The 19423-nt window shown below is 63.9% G+C and carries 19 protein-coding genes and 3 pseudogenes; 10 read left to right on the top strand and 12 right to left on the bottom strand.

Going from position 1 to position 19423, the window contains the following annotated elements; genetic code table 11:
* Window positions 1–117: 117 nt before the first annotated feature.
* Together ACVWY3_RS10775 and ACVWY3_RS10780 are read left to right on the top strand one after the other, a co-directional pair.
* Complete coding sequence (locus ACVWY3_RS10775; RefSeq protein ID WP_027550912.1) at window positions 118–816, top strand: ribonuclease activity regulator RraA; 699 nt, start codon at window positions 118–120, stop codon at window positions 814–816.
* Window positions 817–834: 18 nt separating this feature from the next.
* Window positions 835–1239 (top strand): (R)-mandelonitrile lyase, encoded by a 405-nt coding sequence (locus ACVWY3_RS10780; RefSeq protein WP_456838415.1) that lies wholly within the window; start codon window positions 835–837, stop codon window positions 1237–1239.
* 177 nt (window positions 1240–1416) lie between these two features.
* Here the strand turns inward: ACVWY3_RS10780 and ACVWY3_RS10785 are convergent, their stop codons facing one another.
* The 3 genes from ACVWY3_RS10785 to ACVWY3_RS10795 form a co-directional block, all read right to left on the bottom strand.
* The gene (locus ACVWY3_RS10785; RefSeq protein WP_456838416.1) at window positions 1417–1797 is read right to left on the bottom strand and encodes a hypothetical protein; all 381 of its coding nucleotides are present in this window, start codon (window positions 1795–1797) and stop codon (window positions 1417–1419) included.
* A gap of 151 nt (window positions 1798–1948) precedes the next feature.
* Entirely contained in the window at window positions 1949–2833 is an 885-nt protein-coding gene (locus ACVWY3_RS10790) for a DUF2147 domain-containing protein (protein ID WP_456838417.1), read from the bottom strand.
* 210 nt (window positions 2834–3043) lie between these two features.
* Complete coding sequence (locus ACVWY3_RS10795; RefSeq protein WP_456838418.1) at window positions 3044–3826, bottom strand: transporter substrate-binding domain-containing protein; 783 nt, start codon at window positions 3824–3826, stop codon at window positions 3044–3046.
* 115 nt (window positions 3827–3941) lie between these two features.
* Between ACVWY3_RS10795 and ACVWY3_RS10800 the strand changes: the two genes are divergently transcribed.
* The 4 genes and pseudogenes from ACVWY3_RS10800 to ACVWY3_RS10815 all read left to right on the top strand — a co-directional run.
* Window positions 3942–4439 carry a DUF1993 domain-containing protein gene (locus ACVWY3_RS10800; protein ID WP_456843336.1) on the top strand — a complete coding sequence of 166 codons (498 nt, stop codon included), beginning with the start codon at window positions 3942–3944 and terminating at the stop codon, window positions 4437–4439.
* Between the two features lie 176 nt (window positions 4440–4615).
* Window positions 4616–5269 (top strand): annotated as a pseudogene (locus ACVWY3_RS10805) (IS630 family transposase); the annotation flags it as partial.
* Between the two features lie 68 nt (window positions 5270–5337).
* Window positions 5338–6852 carry an ISNCY family transposase gene (locus ACVWY3_RS10810; protein WP_456837153.1) on the top strand — a complete coding sequence of 505 codons (1515 nt, stop codon included), beginning with the start codon at window positions 5338–5340 and terminating at the stop codon, window positions 6850–6852.
* 113 nt (window positions 6853–6965) lie between these two features.
* Window positions 6966–7485: pseudogene (locus ACVWY3_RS10815) on the top strand (IS630 family transposase); the annotation flags it as partial.
* A 195-nt stretch (window positions 7486–7680) separates the two neighbouring features.
* Here the strand turns inward: ACVWY3_RS10815 and ACVWY3_RS10820 are convergent.
* The 6 genes from ACVWY3_RS10820 to ACVWY3_RS10845 form a co-directional block, all read right to left on the bottom strand.
* A complete protein-coding gene (locus ACVWY3_RS10820) occupies window positions 7681–8181 on the bottom strand; it encodes a hypothetical protein (protein WP_456838419.1) in 501 nt (166 codons plus the stop codon).
* 235 nt (window positions 8182–8416) lie between these two features.
* A complete protein-coding gene (locus tag ACVWY3_RS10825) occupies window positions 8417–9406 on the bottom strand; it encodes a hydroxyacid dehydrogenase (protein ID WP_456838420.1) in 990 nt (329 codons plus the stop codon).
* Between the two features lie 36 nt (window positions 9407–9442).
* Window positions 9443–10543, bottom strand: coding sequence for an ABC transporter ATP-binding protein (locus ACVWY3_RS10830; protein ID WP_456838421.1), 1101 nt, complete (start codon window positions 10541–10543; stop codon window positions 9443–9445).
* Window positions 10544–10549: 6 nt separating this feature from the next.
* Window positions 10550–11461, bottom strand: coding sequence for a carbohydrate ABC transporter permease (locus ACVWY3_RS10835; RefSeq protein ID WP_456838422.1), 912 nt, complete (start codon window positions 11459–11461; stop codon window positions 10550–10552).
* Window positions 11461–12399, bottom strand: coding sequence for a carbohydrate ABC transporter permease (locus tag ACVWY3_RS10840; protein WP_456838423.1), 939 nt, complete (start codon window positions 12397–12399; stop codon window positions 11461–11463). The genes ACVWY3_RS10835 and ACVWY3_RS10840 overlap by 1 nt, the downstream gene beginning before the upstream one ends.
* A gap of 142 nt (window positions 12400–12541) precedes the next feature.
* Window positions 12542–13882, bottom strand: a complete 1341-nt coding sequence (locus ACVWY3_RS10845; protein WP_456838424.1) for an ABC transporter substrate-binding protein — start codon at window positions 13880–13882, stop codon at window positions 12542–12544.
* Between the two features lie 469 nt (window positions 13883–14351).
* Between ACVWY3_RS10845 and ACVWY3_RS10850 the strand changes: the two genes are divergently transcribed.
* Both ACVWY3_RS10850 and ACVWY3_RS10855 read left to right on the top strand, forming a co-directional pair.
* A complete protein-coding gene (locus tag ACVWY3_RS10850) occupies window positions 14352–15152 on the top strand; it encodes a Spy/CpxP family protein refolding chaperone (protein WP_456838425.1) in 801 nt (266 codons plus the stop codon).
* 112 nt (window positions 15153–15264) lie between these two features.
* Window positions 15265–15642: a response regulator gene (locus tag ACVWY3_RS10855; protein WP_456838426.1), complete on the top strand. Its 378-nt coding sequence runs from the start codon at window positions 15265–15267 to the stop codon at window positions 15640–15642.
* Between the two features lie 107 nt (window positions 15643–15749).
* Here the strand turns inward: ACVWY3_RS10855 and ACVWY3_RS10860 are convergent, their stop codons facing one another.
* The 3 genes from ACVWY3_RS10860 to glk form a co-directional block, all read right to left on the bottom strand.
* Window positions 15750–15905 carry a hypothetical protein gene (locus ACVWY3_RS10860; RefSeq protein ID WP_456838427.1) on the bottom strand — a complete coding sequence of 52 codons (156 nt, stop codon included), beginning with the start codon at window positions 15903–15905 and terminating at the stop codon, window positions 15750–15752.
* Between the two features lie 146 nt (window positions 15906–16051).
* A complete protein-coding gene (locus ACVWY3_RS10865; RefSeq protein WP_456838428.1) occupies window positions 16052–16255 on the bottom strand; it encodes a hypothetical protein in 204 nt (67 codons plus the stop codon).
* 136 nt (window positions 16256–16391) lie between these two features.
* On the bottom strand, window positions 16392–17372 hold the full coding sequence (gene glk, locus ACVWY3_RS10870; protein ID WP_456843337.1) for a glucokinase: 981 nt from the start codon (window positions 17370–17372) through the stop codon (window positions 16392–16394).
* Window positions 17373–17645: 273 nt separating this feature from the next.
* Between glk and pncA the strand changes: the two genes are divergently transcribed.
* Both pncA and ACVWY3_RS10880 read left to right on the top strand, forming a co-directional pair.
* On the top strand, window positions 17646–18272 hold the full coding sequence (pncA, locus tag ACVWY3_RS10875; protein ID WP_456838429.1) for a bifunctional nicotinamidase/pyrazinamidase: 627 nt from the start codon (window positions 17646–17648) through the stop codon (window positions 18270–18272).
* 16 nt (window positions 18273–18288) lie between these two features.
* Window positions 18289–19405, top strand: a pseudogene (locus tag ACVWY3_RS10880) (alpha/beta fold hydrolase).
* The last annotated feature ends 18 nt before the right edge of the window (window positions 19406–19423 follow it).

Here is a 19423-nt window from a genome sequence, read left to right on the forward strand (position 1 = left end):
CATCGCATAACGGCCCTGCCGCCCTGCATTCCTGTGCCTCTTTTGGGCCTTGACGCAAAGCCCGCACCTCGCAAGATGCGCGCGTTCTTTCCCGCACCTCGGAGCTCGTTCTCGTCCATGTCGCTGTCCCCCGAAGCCCGCAAGACCCTCGCCGGCATTACCACTGCCACCATCACCACGGTCCTGCTGAAGAAGGGCCTGCGCAATGTGTGGATGCGCGGCGCGCGGCCGCTGCGTCCGGGCCTGCCGCGCCTGGTGGGACCGGCGTTCACGCTGCGCTTCGTGCCGGCGCGCGAGGATCTGGCGACGCCGGAATCCTGGTCCTCGCCGATCTCGACCCGCACCGCGATCGAGGCGATGCCGGAGGGCTGCATTGCCGTGGTCGACGCCATGGGCATCACCGATGCCGGCATCTTCGGCGACATCCTCTGCGCCCGCATGGTGAAGCGCGGTGTCACCGCGCTTGTCACGGATGGCGTCGTGCGTGACGTCGAGGGGGTGCTCGGCACCAATCTTCCGGTGTGGTGCGACGGCTATGCCGCGCCGCCGTCGGTTGCTGGCCTCACCTTCGTCGGCTGGGGCGAGCCGATCGGCTGCGGCGGCGTCGCTGTGTTCCCGAACGACATCGTCGTCGCCGACCAGGACGGCTGCGTGCTGATCCCGCAGGCGATGCTCGACCACGTCCTCGCCGAGGGCGTCGAGCAGGAGCGGATGGAAGCCTGGATCGTCAACGAGGTGAACAACGGCGCGGTGCTGCCGGGCCTCTACCCCATGAACGCCGAGACCAAGGCGCGCTACGCCGCCAGCAAGAAGTAACAGGAAACGAGGTATCCCATGGACATCACGCTCGCCGGCACGCGGCCGACCCGCCGCGCGCCGAAGGAAAACTTCACCGGCACCGTGTTGCAGGACCCCATCAACATGGCGCCCGCGCCGGCGCGGCTGAACGTCTCGCGCGTCTCGTTCGAGCCGGGCGCCCGCACCAACTGGCACCACCATCCGCTCGGGCAGACGCTCTACGTGATCTCGGGTGTCGGCCGCGTCCAGAGCAAGGGGGGGCCGGTCAAGGAAATCCGGCCCGGCGACACCGTCTGGATTCCGCCAGGTGAAGTGCACTGGCACGGCGCCTCGCCCAACAACAGCATGTGCCACATTGCCATGCAGGAAGCGCTCGACGGCGTCTATTCGACGTGGCTGGAGCCGGTGACGGATGCGGAGTACGGCGCAGCGGTTGGCTAAGGCACTCATGTCGCGGACAAGACGCATCGCCCCAAGACGATGCGTCGCCGATCCACGACCCAGAGCCATTTAATGACAATGAGTGCTGCGTCCCGGCTCTGCGCAGCAACGCCGTAAGCGCGTTCACGCGCGTCTTCAACGCGCGATGGCGTCGCCGCTTGTCCGGGACACGGCCACCTACATCCGCTCCGCGGTCCACGTGCCCGTGCACATCGCGCCGCGCCAGGTGCCGGCGCCCGAGGTGCCGCTGAGCCGGCCGAAGCCGACGGCGCGCTTGATGCCGGTGCTCAGGGTGACGTTGATGCTGCCGGCATTCGCCACGCGGCCCGAGGCCGTCACCGCCGCGCTGCTCGAGGCGATCTGGCCGTTGCTGATGCCGATCGCGACGGTCACGCCATTGCCGCAGGTCTCGCTCGAGGACGAGATGCGGACATTCCATGTGCCGTCGAAGGTGGAGCCCGCAGCATCGGCCTGCGCGAGCGGGAAGGCGAGGGCGACAATGGTGGCGAGGAGAGCTCTGCGAAATCCGTTCATGACACGCACCTTGGGGTTGAGCATGCGGGGATCCTGTCACCGGTGCTGAACCTGTGATGTGAGGGCTGTCACGCGCGAGGCGCTGCGTGAGCTGCAGCACGTCGCAATGATGCGGTAGGCAAAAGCAAAGGGGCCCGTGCGGGCCCCTTGTCTCGTCAGAGCGTGTCGCCCGAACTCAGTTCACCCGCGTCCAGGTCTGGCCGCCGCAGAACATGCCGCCAAAGGCGCAGCCCTGCACACGCAGCCGGTCGGTGCCCTTCATCGCGATCGTTGAATCGTAGGTCGAGCCGGAGTTGGGGTCGAGGATGCGGCCGGACCATTTCTGGTCCTTGCCGGGCTTCATGTTGATCAGAACCTGCTCGCCGTTCTGGTTCGATTTTGCATCGACCGAATAGCCGCAGAGATTGTTGCCGCATTGCTCGATGCGGACCTTGCCTTCCTTCTCCTCAGTGAGCCAGACGCCGAGCGGCGAATTGAGATCGCGCGCGGGCGCCGCTGCGGGAGCCGGCGGGGCCACGGCGGCGGACTGAGCGGGGGCGGGCGCCGGAGCGGGAGGCGGAGGCGGCGCCGGAGGGGCAGCGGCCACGGGCGGGGCCGCCGGCGGAGCCGCGGCCGGAGCGGCGTGCTGCTCGACCGGCGCGAGGGCCGGAGGCGGTGCGGGCGACGGCAGCACGGCCGTCTCGGCCGGAGCGTTGCTGGCGGTTGCTGCAGGAGGCGGAGCAGGTGGAGGCGGCGCCGGCGGCGGTGCTGCGGCGTCCGGTGCGGGAGCCGGAGCTTTCTCGGCTGGAGGCGCTGCGACTGGAGCGGGTGCCGGTGCTGGCGCGGGCGGCGCTTGCGGATCGGCCTTGGCCTGTTGCGGCGGCTGCTTGTCCGCAGGGCTCTCGTTTTTCTTGGCCTTCTTGACCTTGCCCTGGCCGGTGTTGTCGTACACGCCGGGGATTTGCACCGTGCCGCGGTCGGGATCGATGCGGATGGTGTGCCCGCCATATTCGAAAGTGTACTGCGCCTGGGCAGCGGTGCTCGCCAAAAGGAATGCGGCCGTGGCCAACAGCTTCCTCATTTCGCATCTCCTGAACAGGTGGTCCCGCACCAACGCTTACGCGCCGGCTTCATTCCGAAACGTGATCTAGATCACTGTCTCGGTATGAGTCGTCGTCCCGCTGTTCCGGGTTCAATAGGCCTCAAGCCGGTCCAAAGTTTGACAGAGGCAGGCGACAGGAGGCCGCGGCCTGGAGCGCCGTTCCCGACGGACTCGGAACGGGGAAGCGCCCTAGTCGAACCAGGCGCTGTAGATCTTCCTGTAGCTGCCGTCTTCCATGGAGATATGCAGCCACTGGTCCACGAAGGCCTTCAGCGCCATGTCGCGCTGGAGCCAGTAGGCCTTCTCGGAGAAGTCGAACGGCTTGTCCGGATGCACGGCGCAGAGCACGCCTTGATGCTGCTTCTGCTGGTAGCGGGTCTCGGAGGCGTCCGTCATCATCAGATCGGCATTGCCCTTGGCGATCTCGTCGAAGATCACGGTGTTGTCCGGGAAAACGGTGATCTCGGCGTCTCTGACGTTGGCGCGCGCAAAGCGCTCATTTGTGCCGCCGGGATTGACGATAACGCGGGTGCCCTTCTTGTCGATGTCGGCTAGCGTCTGGTACTTGCCGACGTCGGCGCAGCGGGTGATCGGCGTCTTGCCCTCGCGCATGATCGGCGTCGAGAAGTAGCCCTTCTTCTGGCGGTCGAGGGTGACGGAGACGCCGCCCATGGCGATGTCGAACTGGTCGGCCTCGAAATCCTTCATCAGCTTCGGCCAGGCGGTCGGTACGAACTCGACCTTGACGCCGAGCGCCTTGCCGAGCGCCTCGGCCATGTCGACGTCGAAGCCGGAGAACTGCTGCGTGGCCTTGTCGAGGTAGGTGAACGGCTTGTAGTCGCCGGTCATGCCGACGCGCAACGTGCCGCGCTTGACGATCTCGTCGAGGCGCGAGGGCGCCGCCTGCTGTGCGTGCGCCGAAAGATTTGCCAGCAGGACCACGGCCAGAGCCGCCACTATACGAACGATCATCTCTTTTCCACCCATGCCCGAGCTGTCATTGTGCAGCTCTCGACGTGTGGATTTAGACCAGATGCCAGTTGCTGGCGAGACGGAATTTGAAGGGAATGTTGTCGTGACGATCTCGATGTACGAGGCCTCGGTCGGCCTCTTCGTGCCGTATTTGCGCAATCTGTCGGTCCTGCTCGACAAGGGCGTTGCCTATGCCGAGACGCGCAAGTTCAATCCGGCGGTTTTGCTTGGCATGCGCATGGCGCCAAACATGTATGATCTCGCCCAGCAGGTCGGCGAGGCCTGCCGCCATGCAGTGGTTGCTCCGGCGCTTCTGGCACAGTGCGAGCCGGTGGCGCTGCCGCCGCTCGAGCATGACATGGCCGGCCTTCAGGCCCGGATCGCGACCTCGATCGAATTCATCGAAAGCCTGCCGCGCGCCGAGATCGACGCGGCAGCGGAGCTGAAGGTCTTCTTCCGGCTGAAGAACGGGACCGAGCTGCCCTTTACCGGGCGGACGCTGCTGCTCACCAACAGCATCCCGCAATTCTTCTTTCACGTCACGACGGCCTACGACCTGCTGCGGCACGCCGGCGTCGAGCTCGTGAAGAAGGATTTTTTGGGAAGGAAGTAGGCTGGGCTAGCTCTCCCCAGTGGAGCAGGGCCATCGCATATGAAGAAGAACGTGGCGGGAAGCTCGCTTGCGGCCATCCTTCTAGTGTCCTGAGTCACAAGTTCGCAATCGTAGATTCGCAGTAGATTCGCGTCGCTGTGCCAGGGATGGCGGCTGTAACAGCGACGGAGGATCTGATGTCGGCCCAGCGGCTTGCGCCCCTGATATTGAGCGATGATGAGCTTGCCGAACTTCAGTCGCTGACGATGCGGCGGAAAACGGCGCAGGCGCTGGCTCTGAGAGCCCGGATCGTGCTGACCTGCGCGGAAGGCGGTCAGAACAAGGAGGTGGCGGCCAAGCTAGGCCTGGAGCGGGGAACGGTAGGCAAGTGGCGGCAGCGTTTTGTAGAGCAGCGCGTGGCCGGGTTGCACGACGAGCCGCGTTCCGGGGCGCCGCGCACCATTGACGATGCCCGCATCGAAGCCGTGATCGTGCGGACGCTGGAAAGCTGCCCCGAGAACGCCACTCATTGGAGTTCTCGGGGCATGGCGAAGGCCAGCGGCCTGTCGGTGTCAACGGTGCAACGCATCTGGCGGGCCTTCGGGCTCCAGCCGCACCGGCTAGAGACATTCAAGCTCTCCACCGATCCGAACTTCGTCGCCAAGGTGCGCGACGTCGTCGGCCTTTACGTCTCGCCGCCGGCACACGCCATCGTTCTGTGTGTAGACGAAAAGTCCCAAATCCAGGCGCTGGACCGCAGTCAGCCGATGCTGCCGATGCGTCCCGGTCAGCCGGCTCGAAGGAGCCATGACTACAAAAGGCACGGCACCACGCATTGCCTCGCCCTAATTGTTACCAGATGCTGAGCCGTTGCCTCACGTAAATTGCTCCCTTGGATCGGGAGCGAGCGGGGGCGAAGATGGGCTGGCTAAGCATGGCAACGCGGAAGGAACTGACGGCGGCAGCAGGCGCGCGCTATCGGCGTTCGGATCGCGCGAAGAAGACGCGGATATTGGACGAGTTCGTCGACATCACCGGATTCCATCGCAAGCATGCGATGCGACTACTTCGAGGTCAGGAAGACGCGCGCCCAAGCCGAAGAGCGCGACGTCGAATGTATAATGAGGTAGAACACAACGCGCTCGTGCTCCTTTGGGAGGCGTCAGACCGGATCTGCGGGAAGCGGCTGAAGGCGTTAATGCCTGCGTTGATTGAGGCGATGGAACGGCATGGCCACCTCGACCTTACCCCCGAGATCCGCGACAAACTTTTGGCAATGAGCGCTGCGACGATCGACCGCGCATTGGTGGGGGTCCGAGAAGGATTAGGTCGCAAGCGTCGGCGGCACGCGACGCACTCGTTGCGTCGCAGTGTTCCAATAAGGACGTCGGCGGATTGGAATGATCCGGCGCCCGGATTCGTCGAGGCCGACCTTGTCGCGCATAGCGGTCCATCTGCGCGCGGCAGCTTCATCCAGACCCTCGTGCTCACCGACATTGCTACCGGCTGGACGGAGTGCGCTCCTCTGATCGTGCGCGAACAAACGCTGTTGAGCACGGTGCTGACGGAATTGCGCAAACAATTGCCGTTTGCGCTGCTCGGCTTCGATACTGACAATGATACGGTGTTCATAAACGAGACGCTGAAAGCCTACTGCGAGGCGGCCAACATCGTCTTCACGCGTTGCCGGCCCTACCGAAAAAATGACCAGGCGTTCGTCGAGCAGAAGAACGGCGCCGTCGTGCGCAGGATAGTCGGCTATCGTCGGTTCGAGGGCCTGGAAGCGGCCAAGCTGCTGGCTGAACTCTATCGATCGGCGCGGCTGTTCGTGAACTTCTTCCAACCCTCGTTCAAATTGATAGCCAAGCAGCGCGACGGTGCCCGTGTACGCAAGACATACAGCGCGCCGGCTACACCACACCAGCGCCTGGCAGCGGACGCCCGCACGCCTGACGCTGTCCGCCATCATCTCCAAGAAATCTATGCCGCTCTCGATCCAGTCGCGTTGTTGCGCGACATCCGCGACGTGCAGGAGCGCCTCGCGGCCCTCGCTGATACCCAACCAATCGGCCATCCTGCTGTGGCATCGCAACCGATCGATCGCTTCCTGGCAAGCTTGCGCACGGCCTGGAAGGACGGAGCCATGCGACCGACGGATCGGCCACTCGTGAAGGCGAAAAGAGGCCGACGTCGTCCCGACCCGCTCATCCGAGCAACGCCAGATTTGCGAAAATGGTTTGAAGCTGAGCCTTGGCGGACTGGCAGCGAACTGCTCTCGCGCTTGCAGATGGAATATCCTGGAGCCTATCCGAACAAGCTTCTTCGAACCCTTCAACGTCGGCTGAAATCCTGGCGCAGCGAGCAAGCGAATGCGCTGCTGTTCGCTCCTAGCGAGAAAATGCCGCCAGGGTACGAGGTCACAACACCCCAATGACGTGCGAGGTACCAGCGGAGGAGGCCGGGCGCTCCGAAACCCCGGCCATCTCCGCACCCGGCCTCCTCCTCAACTCAAGCCAGGAGCAAAATAAATGAGGCAACCGATCGCACCCGGGAGCATCAGTACATGAGGCAATACGCACCACATCGCTGTTCGCCGCTCTCGACATTGCGACCGGACGGGTCATCGGCAAATGCTACGGACGCCACCGAGCCGCCGAGTTCCGCAAGTTCCTCGACGAGATCGAGGCCGCCGTACCGGGCGAACTCGACGTCCATCTCGTCATGGATAACTATGCAACGCACAAGACGCCGCTGATCCGGAAATGGCTAGCCAAAAGGCCGCGTTGGCATGTGCACCTGACCCCGACCAGTTCGTCATGGCTCAATCAGGTCGAGCGCTTCTTCGCGCTCCTTACCGATAAGAAGATCAGGCGCGGCGTCTATCGCAGTGTCGCTGCCCTCAGGGCGGACATCACCTCGTTCATCGAACGACACAATGCCGATCCGAAACCATTTCCGATGGACCAAGTCCGCTGACGACATCCTTGCTTCCATCGAGCGCTTCTGCCGATACAATACCCCGGCACAAAACGGACCAATGTTGCGAACTTCTGGTTCAGGACACTAGACGCCCGCCGTCGGCGGGCCCTCAGGATGAGGATCGAGTGTGCAGCCGTAGTCTTGACGTGCACCGATCCCGCTTAGCCTCATCCTGAGGAGACCGCGAAGCGGTCGTCTCGAAGGACGAGGCGCGCACTCACGTCGTGCAAAATAGTCCTCTCCGACAGACAGAGGTGCAGAAACATCTGGTCTGCGAACTGCCTTAAGCTTCGCCCTTCCGCTCGAACTCGGCGAGCGAGCTCCGGCCGGCGATTTCGCTGCGGAGCAGCTCGAAGCGGCGGTGGGCCTCGTCCTCGTGCTCGTCGACGAAGCGCACGGCGGCCTCGCTCGTCATCGGGCCGCTGACCACGGGCGCGGACTGCTCGCCGATGGTCTCGTGGACGTAGTACTGGCCGTCGTCGCCGCGATGCACCGTCCATTTCAGGCGGATCGCCACCATCGGGCCCGGACCGACCTTGCTGTAGCCGTCGGCATCGGTGTGATCAGGCACCAATGGCTGCTGGTCGACCACCGGATGCTCGTCGACCGCATGATCTTCTTCAGCACGTTCTTCATGTTCTTCGGCGGACGGCTGCTCACCGGCGGCGACCATCTCGGTCTCGCGGATGATCTCGGTTTCGCGGACGACGGGGCCCGGCTCGGGGTGCTCCAGGATGCTGGCGATGGTCGCGAGCGCGTGGTCGGTCGGGTCGATCTCTGACAAGGGTCCATCCTCCAGCTCGACGCGGCCGGCAAGTCTGTCCCCCTGCCGCCGCGGCCAGATATATTACGCGGGTTCGATTAAGGCTGAGTTGGGGCCCGATCTGCACCAAAATGGGACGCATTCTGGCCTTCCGAAGGCGGGCGGACCGCGCATGATCCGGAAAAGATCATGCTCAAACAACAAGCTAAAGCGCGATGATGATCCATCACGCTTTAGCTGCGCGCGTTTCGGTTTTTCAGCCCAGCACGTCCTGATTGATGACGTTCTGCCGGATGGGATCGCCGTCCAGCACACTCAAAATGTTGCGCGCGGTCTGCTCGCTCATGCGCTGGACCGCCTCGACCGTGACGCCGGCGACATGCGGGGCCATGATGACGTTGGGCAGCGCGAACAGCGCATTGCCGACCGGCGGCGGCTCCACCTCGAACACGTCGATGCCGGCACCGGCGATCTTGCCGGAGACCAGCGCATCGTACAGCGCCGCTTCCCTCACGATGCCGCCGCGGGCGGTGTTGATGAGATAGGATCGTGGCTTCATCCGGCCGATCCGTGCCGCGTCGAACAGACCGACGGTCTCCGGCGTCTTCGGGCAGTGGATGGTGACGAAATCGGCATTCGGCAGCGCGGCGTCGAGATCGCTGACCGGCTCGCATCCGGCCGCCTTGATCTCGGCGGCGGGTTTGTAGGGATCGTAGACTTGCACCTTCATTTCCATCGCCAGGCAGCGCACGGCGGTGCGGCTGCCGATGCGGCCGAAGCCGATGATCAGCACGGTCTTGCCGTAGAGATCGAACGGCAGCATGCCGAGCCGGTCGGCCCATTTGCCGTCCTTGACGCAGGCGTGCATCTCGTTGGCGCGCTTGGCCAGCGTCAGCATCATGAACAGCGCCTGTTCGGCGACCGAGGGCGAATTCGCGCTGCCCGCGACCATCAGCGGCACCTTGCGGCGGGAGAGGGCGGGCACATCGACGGCGTCGTAGCCGACGCCGATGCGGGTCACCACCTTCATGTCCCTGGACGCCTCGAGCTCGGTCTCGCCGAAGGCGGTGGCACCCAGCGCCACGCCATGGACCGGCGCATGGCTCTTCAGCAGGGCCTCGAAATCCTTAGCCGAGATCAGGTTCGAAAACTCGACGAGCTCGATATCGTCCCGCTGGGTGAGGAGAGCGCGTGCCCCTTGCGACAAAGTTTGTGTAACGAAAATCTTCTTCTTGTTGGTCGCCATCGCTCCCCTGCCTGCCTCGCGTTTCTTGAGCCGGCGTCACAGCACGACGCCGGTCTCCTCGTTTAGCAGGTGCATATTGTTGAGGTCCATTGCCAAACGCATGGGAGCCCCGTCCGTGGCGCCGGCATTGGGATCGACGCGGCCGCAGACGGGCGTGCCGTCGAGGCCGAAATAGACCAGGGTCTCCATCCCCATCGGCTCGGTGACGTCGAGCACGGTTTCGAAGGTCTCGACGCCCGGCGCCAGATGCGGGTGCGACTCGGTGAGATGCTCGGGCCGGATGCCGAGCAGCAGCTTGTCGGTGCGCGGCAGCGCGTTGTAGCGCGCGGCGCGGGCCGGCGGCAGCGGGAAAGCCACGCGGTCGGTCAGGCGGATCTGGAGCGTGCCGCCGGAATCCTCGAGCCGGCACGGGATGAAGTTCATCGCGGGCGAGCCGATGAAGCCGGCGACAAAGCGCGTGGCCGGCTTGTGGTAGAGCTCGTTCGGCGTGCCGATCTGCTCGATGCGGCCCTTGTTCATGACCACGACGCGGTCGGCCAAGGTCATCGCCTCGACCTGGTCGTGGGTGACGTAGACCGTCGTGGTGCGCACCTTCTGATGCACTTTCTTGATTTCGATCCGCATCTGCACGCGCAGCTTCGCATCTAGATTGGATAGCGGCTCGTCGAACAAGAATACCTTGGGGTTGCGCACGATGGCGCGGCCCATCGCGACGCGCTGGCGCTGGCCGCCCGAGAGCTGCTTCGGCTTGCGGTCGATCAGGTCGGTGATGTCGAGCAGGCGCGCGGCCTCGGTCACCCGCGCCTTGATCTCGGCCCTGGGATAGTGCTTCAGGCGCAGCCCGAAGGACATGTTCTCGGCCACCGTCATATGCGGGTAGAGTGCGTAGTTCTGGAACACCATGGCGATGTCGCGATCCTTTGGGGGCACGTCGTTGACGACGTCGCCGCCGATCATGATGTCGCCGTCGCTGATGTCCTCGAGGCCTGCGATCATGCGCAGTGTAGTCGACTTGCCGCAGCCGGAGGGGCCGACCAGCACGATGAACTCGTGATCGGCGATATCAAGGTCGATGCCGCGCACGGCTTCGACATCGTCATAACGCTTAACTACTTTCCGCAAAGCAACGTCGGCCATGAGACATCAACCCTTTGTCGCACCGGCGGTCAGGCCGGCAATGTAGTAGTCCATCAGGAACGCGTAGATAATCAGCGGCGGCGCCGCACCCAGCAGCGCACCGGTCATGATCTGTCCCCAGTTGAACACATCGCCCTTGATCAGGGTCGTGGTGATGCCGACCGGCAGCACGAGTTGATCTATCGACGTCGTGAACACCAGCGGATAGAGGAACTGCGCCCAGGACACCGTGAAGGCGAAGATGGTCGCGGCAATCAGCCCGGGCAGCGCGACGGGGATGAAGATCCGCGTCAGGGTTTGCAGCCAAGAGGCGCCGTCGATGAGCGCGGCCTCATCGAGCTCCTTCGGGATCGAGGCGAAATAGCCGATCATGATCCAGGTGCAGAACGGCACCGTCAGCGTCGGATAGATGAACAGCAGGACGTACCACCGGTTCAGCAGCGTGATGCCTGTCAGGTCCTGGACCACCCCGAGCATCTTGAACAGCGGGATGAACAGAAGGCTGTCCGGGATCAGGTAGGTGAGGAAGACGCCGGTGGCCAGCGTCGCCGAGCCCCAGAACTTCATCCGCGCCAGCGCGAAAGCCGCGGGGATGCTGATCAGCATCGTGATGATCACGACCGTGATCGAGATGATCGACGAGTTCCAGAAGAAACGCAAAAACTGGTTCGAGGTCAGGAGCTCGACATAGTTCGACAGGGTCGGATGGAACACCCACCACGGGTTGGTGGCCGCCGATATTTCCGCGCTGCTCTTGAGCGAGGTGATCAGCATGTAGAGCGGCGGCGTCAGGAAGAAGATCGCGAACAGCACCAGGAAAAAATAGGACCAGCGCAGCGCCCAGGCGCGGTCGCGGCTTATGCTGCCATACTTGACCTTCCTGGAGGGGCCAGCCTTGTCGATTGCGAGTGTGCTCATCAGGCTTCGTTCCCTCGCTTGTTGACATCACGCAGGATGAAGACCGCTGCGACGGCCAGGATCGGCACCATGAACAGGGAGACGCAGGCGCCGAGCGGAATGTCGCTGCTCTGGATGCCGACCTGGAACGCCCAGGTGGCGAACAGATGCGTCGTATCGAGCGGGCCGCCGGAGGTCAGGATGCGCACGATGTCGAAATTGGCAAAGGTCACGATCAGCGAGAACAGGGTGGTGATCGCGATGATATTGCGCATCATCGGCAGCGTGACGTACCAGATCCGCTGCCACCAATTGGCGCCGTCGATCGCCGCCGCTTCGTAGAGCTGGTCGGGCACGGATTTCAGGGCCGCCAGATACATGATCAGGAAGAACGGCGCGCCGTACCAGACGTTGACGAGAATGACCGAGAAGCGCGCCCAGAAGGTGTCGCCGAGCCATGGGATCGGCCCGACACCGAAGAAGGAGAGCGTGTAGTTGAAGGCGCTGTAGGAGGGGTCGAACAGCCACAGCCAGGCGAGCGTGCTCATCGCCGGAGGGATTACCCAGGGCACCAGCAACATGCCGCGCCACTTGCGCTGCTTCTTGCCGGGAATGTTATGGACGAAATGCGCGACGATGAAGCCGATCAGCGCCTTGAAGATCACGGCCGTGATCGCGAAGATGCAGGACTGCTTCACCACCATCCAGAACGTCTCGCGCTTGAACAGGAAGGTGAAGTTGCTAAGGCCGACGAATTTCGTCATCGCCTTGTTCAGCGTCGCCAGATAGAGCGAATAAAAGGCGGGGTAGAGCACCAGCAGCGCGATCAGGAGAATCAGCGGCAACGTCAGGAAGAACGCAACCGTCGATTTCCGCCCGAGCGCATTGCGCAGGCTTGATCCCTTTCGCGCGCCCGTCGCACGGGCGACGCGACCTCGCTCAACGACGACTTCGGCCATGTCAGCTTCCTTAAATCAGCTCTCAGCTTCTTTGCAGACAGTTCAACTGCAAGGCCGGCCGCTTGGGTCGGCTTTGCGGTCATACGGATCGGACAACGGATGCAGGCGGCGCACGCGCGTGCGCCGCCTGTCTCATCCCAGCCTAGCTCCGCATGAAGCCTTCGCACTCGCCTTCGGCCCAGGCGAGCGCCTGCTCCATCGTTTCGCCCCGCGCGAAACGTAGCGCCATCTTGGTCAGCGTCGCCTGGAAGTAGATCTGCTGCGCGACCTTAGGCGGCGCGGGCGAAGCTGCGATCGACAGCGTCTGATGCTTGTAGGGGTCCGGATAGTGGAAGAGCGTTCCCTTCGGCGGGCCTTCCTCCTCCCACGTCTTGAACTTGGTCATGTTGGCGTAGGCCGGCAGGTCGTAGCCACCGCTCACCGCAACAAACTTCTCGATCGACGTTGGCGAGGACAGGTGAACGAGCAGGCTCTTGGCCGCCTCCTTGTTCTTGCCGAAGCTCCAGACGCCCCAGAAGTAGGGCAGGTACGGTGCAAACCGCCCCTTGGGACCGGACGGGAAGCCGTGCGTCCAGCACTGTTCGGCGACCTGCGGCGCGTCGCGCTTGGCAACGGCCCAGGCGCTCGGCGGATTGAGGATCATCGCGCCGCGACCGGAGATCAGCCATTTGTTGTTCGAGGCGTCGTCCCAGGACGGTGCGTCCGGCGGCAGGAACGCGATGAGCTTCTTGTAGAACTCCATGGCCTGGCGAACCTGATCGGTCTTCACCGTGATGTCGCCCTTGGCGTTGACGAGCTCGGCGCCGAAGGACTGGAAGATCGCGCCGGCGGTGTCCACGCTGTCGGTGGTCTCGCCAAGACCGATGCCGAATGCGAAGCCGGCCTTGTGGCAAGCCTCGGCCGCCTTCAGGAAGGTCTCCATTGTCCAGTTCTCGACCTTGGGCGGGCCGCCGGCCGGATACATCTCCTGCACGTCGATGCCGGCATGCTTCTTCATCAAGTCGATGCGGGAGCAGGGGCCCTTGATCTGGCTGCCGGGTGTCGCGGGTGTCGCGAGCCATTTGCCGCCCGATTGTCCGAGATACTTGACAGTGCCGTTCACATCGCCGTTCTGCTTGATGAGCGGCTCCATGACGTCGTTGAGCGGCTCGAGATTCTCGGCATACGCCTGCGGCCACCAGCTCGGCATCTGAAGGATGTCATGACCGGACTTGGCCTGCGCCTCGGCGGCGGCCGTCAGCTCGATCTTCTTGTTGTTGCTGGTGATGTAGTCGATGGAGACTTCGACCTTCTCCTTCGCGGCCCATTCATTGACGAGATCGGTCGAGGCCTTGTTGGCGCCTGGCACCCAGTGGTCCCAGAAGCCTATCGAGAGCTTGCCGGCGGCGTAGGCGCCGCGGACATAGGGCGCCGTGATCAGCGCCGCGGAGGACATTGCAGTGGCAGCCACAAATTGACGTCGCGTCAGTGTCTTGCGTGACATCTCGTTTCCTCGCTTGGGTGTTTTATTGTTCTGGTGTTTCCTCTGAACTCTTCCGAGCTCTTTGATTTTTCTTGGAGTTTGTCGTTCGACGTTTCTTTTTGGTGCCGTCAGCTCCGGCGGCAAATTGGTAGCGCGATCAGATCATGATTGTTCGCGTCTGTCGAGAAAACCGAATGGCGATCGTCTAGAACTAACGTTGTGCCTGAAACCGCGACGGCATCGCGCTCCGGCCGTGAACCGCGCGCGCTCCTTTTGCGACGCACACTTCGCGCAAGCCGGCCAGGAAGACGTCGTGCGCAATTACGCCGCAGTTTCGAATAAGCCTGCGTAACCGCTTCGCGCGAAAGACTTTTCGGGCGTGGACAGCGATCGGCAGCGTCTGGACCTCGAAGCGGTGGAAACGATAGAGTTGCAACCAGCGGGTGGCTCCCACCCCGAACGGCCAATCAGATCGACGATGGAGACGAGAATGATCAACCCGGCGACACCTGCGCGGCTTCATTTGCGGCGATGGTTCGCGCTGGGGTCCGTGCTCGCGCTGCTGCTTGGCGCAGCCGCGGTGGCGAATGCCCAAGGTTTGGTCAAGGGCGTTCAGGACGGCGCGGCAGCCGGGAACAAGGCCGCGGGTCCGGTCGGTGGCGTGCTCGGGGGCGCGATCGGCGGCGTGGTCGGCGTCTTCACCGGCGTGCTCGGCGTCGGCAACAACAACAATGCCAGTCAGGCGCCGGCCGCCAAGGACGGCAATAAGGATGCCAGCAAGGACGCCAAGCAGCAGGGCGCGGGCAAGGACAAGGATGCCAAGAGCGCCAAGGCGGGCAAGGGCGCCAAGGCGACCAAGGAAGCGAGGAACGCGCCGCAGGACGCCAAAGACAACAAGGATGTCGCGGTTCTCACCCAGAATGGGGCGCCGCAGCTCACCGCCGATCAGATCGTCGCCAACAGCGATTCCTATATCGAGCGGATCAAGAGCGAGCTGAACCTCACGCCCGATCAGGAAAAGCACTGGTACGGCTTCTCCAGCGCCATGCACTACCTCGGGCATAATGGTGCGGAGCGGCTCAACCTGCGGGTTGCGCGGGCGAAGCGGGATCCGCCTGATGACATCATCGAGCAGATGCGCAACGAGGCGCAATTCCTGATCGACCGCGCCGCCGACCAGCGCAATGTCGCCGACGCCGCCGAGCCGCTCTATTCGAGCCTCGATGACAAGCAGAAGCAGGTCTTCATCCAGGAGATGGTGCGCCTCAGCCATGAGCGCGGATTGGATTGATCAAGTTGAATCGGATCGGGCGCGCCTGAATTAACGGCGCGCGCCACGAATTCGTGAATCCTCTCCGCAATTCGGGTATAATTAGCTTCGCTAGGCTGACTGCGGGGTTGATATGGCGGACGGACTCTCCGTTTTCCTGGTCGAAGACGAGGCGTTGATCCGGATGATGATCGCCGACATGGTGGAGGAGCTCGGCCACCATGTCGTCGCGGAAGCGGACAATGTCCGCGACGCCAGCGCCTTTGCCATGACCGCCCAGTACGATCTGGCCATCCTCGACATCAATCTCATGGGCGTCTACGTCGATCCCGTCGCCGACCTGATCGAGCGCCGCGGAAAGCCGTTCCTGTTCGCCACCGGCTACGGGCCGGAGCTGCTGCCGTCCTTGCTGCGGCGCAGGCCGATCCTGCGCAAGCCGATTTCGATCGATCAGCTCAAGGCAATGATCGATTCGATGTTTCCGGAAATCACGGTGAAGGCGCCGCATTGAGCGACGACCAAGGCGCCGCTGGCAACCGTGCCGCCAACGAAAATGGCCGCCCTCGAAGGGCGGCCATTCGCGGCGCAATCATCCAATTCCAATCATCAAACGCAATGTCACATCAGGCCGGCGCTGAGGTCGATACCCTGCGCGATCAGGCCGAACGAGGCGGCGAGGCCCATGCAGCAGAACAGCGCGATGGTCTTGAAGGCAGAATCGGCAATACGCGTTTCGACAGCAGCCGGCATCGCGGCGAGCGAAATCATGCTCATGTTCATTCCCCCCTTTGTGTTGACCCTGAATTGCATCAGGTGAGGGAACTCTTAGCGCAAAAGGTTTGACGCGAGATTTCGAGGGATCGTTAACGGAATCACAATCCGATCGCGCATTCGCAGCGCCGCAATGGGATCGCCGATCCTCAGCCGCGGCCGTTCCTCAGTACGGTGGCGATGGTGTGGGCGGTCATGGCGGCCCGGTCCGAGGCACGCTGCGCCGCCAACCGGTCGCGGGCTTTTTCCTCGATCAGGAGCTCGATCAGGGCGAGCCGCTTGTCCTCGTCGTCCGCCTCTGTCAGCAGGCGGTGATAGCGGTGATAGTCGAAGCCTAGGTCCTGCTTGCGCATGTCACGCCCCCGCAACTACGCTACACAACTCGCGCGAATTGTTTCTCATCGGAAACGAGGGGGCAAGCACGATCCTGCGTGGAACCGCGTGTCGACTGCAATCAGCTGTGAATTATCGGATCCGAACGCGCGTATCTCAATCCGGATTGTGGTCGGCGAACATCTTGAGGCCCAGGAAGCTCGCATCGGGCCGGGTGACCAGACGGGTCGGGATGTTGCGCAGGTAGTCCTGGAAGCGGCCCTTGGCTTCGAAGCGCGCCCGGAAGGCTGAGGCGGCGAGGAACTCCGGAAAGCGCGGCACGATTCCGCCGGCGATGTAGACGCCGCCGCGGGCGCCGAAGGTCACCGCGAGATTGCCCGCGACCGAGCCGAGGATGGCGCAGAACATCTCCAGCGTCGTGCGGCTGACCGGACAGCTGCCCTCGAGCGCCGCCTTGGTGATGGCCGCGGCATCGCGATGCGGCACCTGGGCGCCGTCGACCTCGGCCAGCGCCTCGTAGAGGCTTTGCAGGCCGGAGCCGGACAGCGCGCCGCGCTCGATGGAGACATGGCCGAGACGCCGGCGCAGGCACGCGATCACGCGCTCCTCGCGCTCGTTCTCGGCCGGCAGGGTGGCGTGTCCGGCCTCGGTCACGACGGCCAGCCGCGCGCCATGGCGCTCGACCAGGCACGAGACGCCGAAGCCGGTTCCAGGTCCGACCACCAGCAACGGCTCTCCGGGCAAGCCCTCCTGTCCGCCGAGCGGGATCAGATCGGCAGGCTCCAGGGCGGGCAGGGACCAGGCCACCACCTCGAAATCATTGAGCACGTGCACGGTGTCGAAGCCGAGGCCAGACTGGAGCTCGTCGCCGTCGATGACCCAGGGGCTGTTGGTCATGACGCAGCGGTTGTTGGTCACGGGTCCCGCCACGGCCAGCACGGCGCGTTGTGGCGGCGCGCCGCCGGTCCTGCGTCCGAGAACATCGACAATGGCTTCCCGGACCGTCGGGAAATCGGCGACCTTCACATACTCGATCGGTCCGGCGCCCTGGCGTCCGCCGTCCCGGCTCAGCGCGAAGCGCGCGTTGGTACCGCCGATATCGGCGAGAAGAATCTGTCCTGTCCTGCCGATCGTCATGACCATACGGCTTCCGCAGCCTTGGTGGCCGCGGGAAACCTTTTCCTCCACTCCATCGACGCAAGTCCGCCTGCTGCGGATATCAGAGAGTCCGCCCTTGGGTGCGGCTAGTCAACACGGAGGCGGGCAAACCGTTTCATTTCCGGAACGACCGGCTGCCAATTTGAACGGATCGCACTACGTTTCGTTGGTTGCGAAGCAGCGCAGGAAGATCGACATTGGCTAACGGCGTTCGGCACTCCTTGTGCCGGGCAGATGGAATGAGACCCTGCAATGAAGATTACAGACCGCGACGTGCTGCTGGTGATCGATGTGCAGAACGATTTCTGCACCGGCGGGGCGCTCGCCGTTCCCGGCGGCGAGAAGGTTGTCCCGGCCGTCAACCGAATTGCCCAAAAGTTCGCCAATGTGGTGCTGACCCAGGACTGGCATCCGGCCGACCATGTCTCCTTCGCGCCGAACCATGCGGGCAAGCAGCCGTTCCAGGCCATCGAGCTCGACTACGGCACGCAGGTGCTGTGGCCGACGCATTGCGTGCAGGGTACGGCGGGCGCCGAATTTCACCGCGATCTCGACGTCACCCGCGCGAGCCTCGTGGTACGCAAGGGCTTTCGTCGCGGCATCGATTCCTATTCGGCGCTGTTCGAGAACGACCATCGCACGCCGACCGGCCTGCTCGGCTATTTGCGCGAACGCGAGCTGAAGACCGTGTTCGTCGCGGGGCTCGCGCTCGACTTCTGTGTCCGCTTCTCGGCTGAGGACGCCCGCAAGGCCGGCTTCGAGGTCGCCGTGATCGAGGACGCCTGCCGCGGTATCGACCTCGACGGCTCCGTGGCCGCGACGCATCGGAGCTTTCGCGACCTCGGTGTTTCGGTGGTCAGCATCGAGGCGTTCCTGTGAGGACCGCGAGATAGCCATGGTGGAGACGACACGCAAACAGAAGGGCGGACCTGGACCGGTCCAGGACCAGGCGCTGCTGTGGCCGTTCGCTGCGGCGCAGTTCGCCGTCAACGCCTGTCTCTGGTGGCTGGAGCGCGCTGCGCCGGAGCAGAACGACAGCAGCCTGACATGGACGACAGCCAATTCCGTCGCGCTGGAGCTTGCGAGCATGCGCCTGCGCGATTGCTCGCGAGCGCGCTCCGGCCAGCCGGCGCTGGTCTGCGCGCCCTATGCCCTGCATCGTGCCCTGATCGCCGACTTCGCGCCCGGCCACAGCGTGGTGCAGTCTCTGCAAAGCGGCGGCATCGACCGCGTCTATCTCACCGACTGGCGCTCGGCGGCGCCCGAGATGCGCTATCTCTCGATCGACAGCTATCTCTCCGATCTCAACGTCGCCGTCGACGAGATCGGCGCGCCGGTCGATCTGATCGGCCTGTGCCAAGGCGGCTGGCTGTCGCTGCTGTATGCGGCGCGCTTTCCGGCCAAGGTGCGGCGGCTGGTGCTGGCAGGTGCGCCGGTCGATCTTGCGATCGAGTCCGAGCTCTCCCAGCTCGTCCGCAAACACGCCTGCGGCGGTCTACGATCAGCTCGTCGCCCGTGGTGGTGGCAATGTCAGCGGCGAAGAGATGCTGCGCTTCTGGTCGAAGGCGCCGACCCGCGAGGATATCGCGGCGGCCCTCCAGACGGATCTCACGGACGAGGAAGGTGCAGCGCTGCTCGCGCGCTTCGACGTTTGGAACAGTGAGACGCTCAACCTGCCCGGCAGGTATTATCTCGAGATCGTCAACTGGATATTCCGCGAAAACCGGATTGCCGCCGGCCAATTCATCGCGCTTGGCCGCGCGGTCGACCTGAAGAACGTCAAGGCGCCGCTCTTCCTGCTGGCCGGGCTCGACGACGATGTGGTGCCGGCCTCACAGGCGCTCGCCACGGCCAACCTCGTCGGCACGCCGCCAGCCTTCATTGCGGCAGCCTCCGAGCCCGGCAACCATCTCGGCCTGTTCATGGGCGCGCGCATCCACGCCCACGCCTGGCCGCGGATCGCCGAGTGGCTGCTCGACGACCTCTCGGGCGTGCTGGCCCGCAGCGCCTGACCACGCCAGGACCCGGGC

It is taken from the genome of Bradyrhizobium sp. USDA 4486, assembly GCF_054057995.1.